Source organism: Campylobacter showae CC57C (assembly GCF_000344295.2).
GTDB lineage: Bacteria > Campylobacterota > Campylobacteria > Campylobacterales > Campylobacteraceae > Campylobacter_A > Campylobacter_A showae_B.
Map to the genome: position 1 here is coordinate 1 of NZ_AOTD01000153.1, position 2,665 is coordinate 2,665.

General features: G+C 38.4%; 2 protein-coding genes and 1 pseudogene. All 3 read left to right on the forward strand.

Going from position 1 to position 2,665, the window contains the following annotated elements:
• On the forward strand, positions 1-400 hold a 400-nt coding region (locus H740_RS05760), incomplete at its 5' end, for a calcium-binding protein (RefSeq protein ID WP_002952331.1).
• A gap of 24 nt (positions 401-424) precedes the next feature.
• Positions 425-808, forward strand: a pseudogene (locus H740_RS12510) (calcium-binding protein); the annotation flags it as partial.
• A 3-nt stretch (positions 809-811) separates the two neighbouring features.
• Positions 812-2,500, forward strand: coding sequence for a calcium-binding protein (locus H740_RS12515; protein ID WP_414734175.1), 1,689 nt, complete (start codon positions 812-814; stop codon positions 2,498-2,500).
• Positions 2,501-2,665 lie beyond the last annotated feature (165 nt).

Below are 2,665 nucleotides of genomic sequence, written 5' to 3' on the forward strand. Positions count from 1 at the left end.
CAACGACGCTCTTTACGGCGGTGGCGGAGAAGATACGTATTTATTCGGTAAAGGCGACGGGCAAGATACCGTATCTGCGGATGGGAACGATATTATTAAATTTAAGGCAGGGATCACTCGAGACGATTTAATACTCAGGAGATCAGAATATCAAAAAGACGGTTTTGATGACGGTTTGATATTAACGATAAAGAACTCGTTAGATTCAATTACAATAAAAGACGTTTTTAAAGACGAGAGTAATAGTCAAGGTATCAAAGGCATAGAATTTAACGATGGCTCATCTATGAATCTTGAAGATATAAAAAAAGGAGTACTTATATCTTCCGACTCGGATCAAAAAACTTTTTACGGCTTTAATTCAGACGACACTATCATAGGCGGGGGCGGCAACGAATAACCATATTGAAAAGGCGGCAATGATACCTTAATAGGTAATAAAGGAGATGATATTATATCGGGAGGCGACGGGAACGATATTTTAATCGGCGGAGAGGGAAATGACGAGCTGCAAGGAGGCAGCGGAAACGATACCTACGTGTTTGGACGAGGAGACGGCAATGATAAAATCATAAATTACGATAGCGATTCTGGCCAAAACGATATTATCAAATTTGAAGAGGATATAACTAAGGACGATTTGATATTTAAAAGAGTTAGAACATCGGATGGCGTTGGCGATCTTGTTGTATCTATTAAAGGAACAAAAGATTCGATTTGCGTATCGGGTATGTTTAACGTTGTGGATAATAACCATATATTAAACGAGCAATACAAAATAAATAAGATCGAATTTAGCGACGGTTCTTATATGGATTTAGAAGCCATACAGCTAGCCTTAAAAAATAATAACGTTATAATACATAGTAGCTATTTTTGGCGAAACAATGAGGGTAGCGATGAGGATGACGAAATATACGGCGACGATGATAGCAATTATCTGGCAGGTAATAAAGGTGACGATATTTTAATAGGCGGTAAGGGCGCGGATAGGCTTGACGGCGGAGAAGGGGCGGATACTTACGTCTTTGCTAAGGGAGACGGAAATGATACGATATCTGCTGACGGAAATGATATTATTAAATTTAAAGAAGGAATTTCTAAAGACGATCTTTTAATAACCAGAGAATACAGCAATTTAAAGATAAATTTTAAAAATAGCGATGATTCGATTACGGTTTCTGGTATGTTTTATGAAGCAGATGGTAATTCTCAGGGAATAAAAGCCATAGAATTTAGCGACGGCTCGTCTTTGAGTCTTGAGGATATAAGAAAAACCGTTCTTGCCAATAATGACTCCGTAGATATTCACGATATTATATACGGCTTCAACACCGACGATGTAATAATGGGTAGCTCTCAAATGAATTTTATAAGAGCTAGGGGAGGCAACGATACCGTTTACGGCAAAGAGGGAAACGATACGATATCGGGCGATGCGGGCAACGACCTTTTAATAGGCGGAGAAGGCGACGATACGTATGAATACAATATGGGAGACGGTAACGATACCATAGATAACACCGGAGGCGGAAACGATACTATATTGTTCTCTTACGGTATATCTAAAGACGACGTCTCATTTAAAAAAGACGGCAACGATCTAATAGTTACCGTAAATAAAGACTCTAGTCAAACCATAAACGTCAAAAATCACTTCCTGGGAGGAGATTATGCTATAGACCAAATCAAATTTGCAAGTAACGGTAGCGTATTGAGCCGTAAAGATATCTTAAAACTAATGAATACCGTTCATCTTACCTCAGAGGGCGGCAACAATAATCTGGTAGATAAAGGGCAAAAAGATAACGTTTATACCTATGCGGGAGGCAGAGTAACCATAAGCGATAACGGAGGATACGATAAAGTTATCTTTAAAAACAAGACTTATAGCGTAAACTACAGTAAAAAGGGCGATAATCTTTTGATAAGCGCAAACAAGATAACAGCTTCTAATAATAACGTCCTTGAAGTAAAAGACTTCTTTAAAGGAGCCAATCATATCATAGAAGACTTTGATCTAAGCGAATACTCTTTGGTGACCGCCAGAAGAATATACGAGGACTTTGGCATAACCTATCCCGTAGCTCAAAGCAAACAAGAGGTTCTTACCGGAGGAAAAGAAGATAACGTATATATCTATACCGGGGGAAGAAAGATTATAGACGATAAGGGAGGAAACGATAGGGTCGTCTTTCAAGGATTAGAAGAGGGGCTATTTTATAGACAAAAAGGAAATAACCTACTAATAAGCACGAAAAAGATGACCACGGACAACGAAGATATCTTGGAAGTCAAGAATTTCTTCTCTAGCAAAAACTCTATAATAGAGGAATTTCAAATAACCGATTACTGGAGTGTATCAGCTAGAAAGATATACGAAGACTTTGATGAGACTTATCCAGCTAGTACCTCTACGCAAAACGCTCCTTTGGCTTTGTTGGGAACCACAAACAAGAATAACGAGGCCAGTCTGAACGACAGCGCATCCGATATGTAGATATGTAAACTATAGAATGCCCAAGCAGAACCAGAGCGGTCGGCTTGGGCTAAAATACTAAAATCCAAACCAATAGTGCCCAAGTGGGATACAAATATTCTTTTTACTTTTGTGAATTTTTTATAAAAAAGATGGTAAAATTACAAACGGCTTAAATTTTTGCTA

Excerpts from the sequence above, each read along its gene's own strand:
- H740_RS12515 (WP_414734175.1), top strand. The coding sequence starts at position 812 with ATGGATTTAGAAGCCATACAGCTAGCCTTAAAAAATAATAACGTTATA.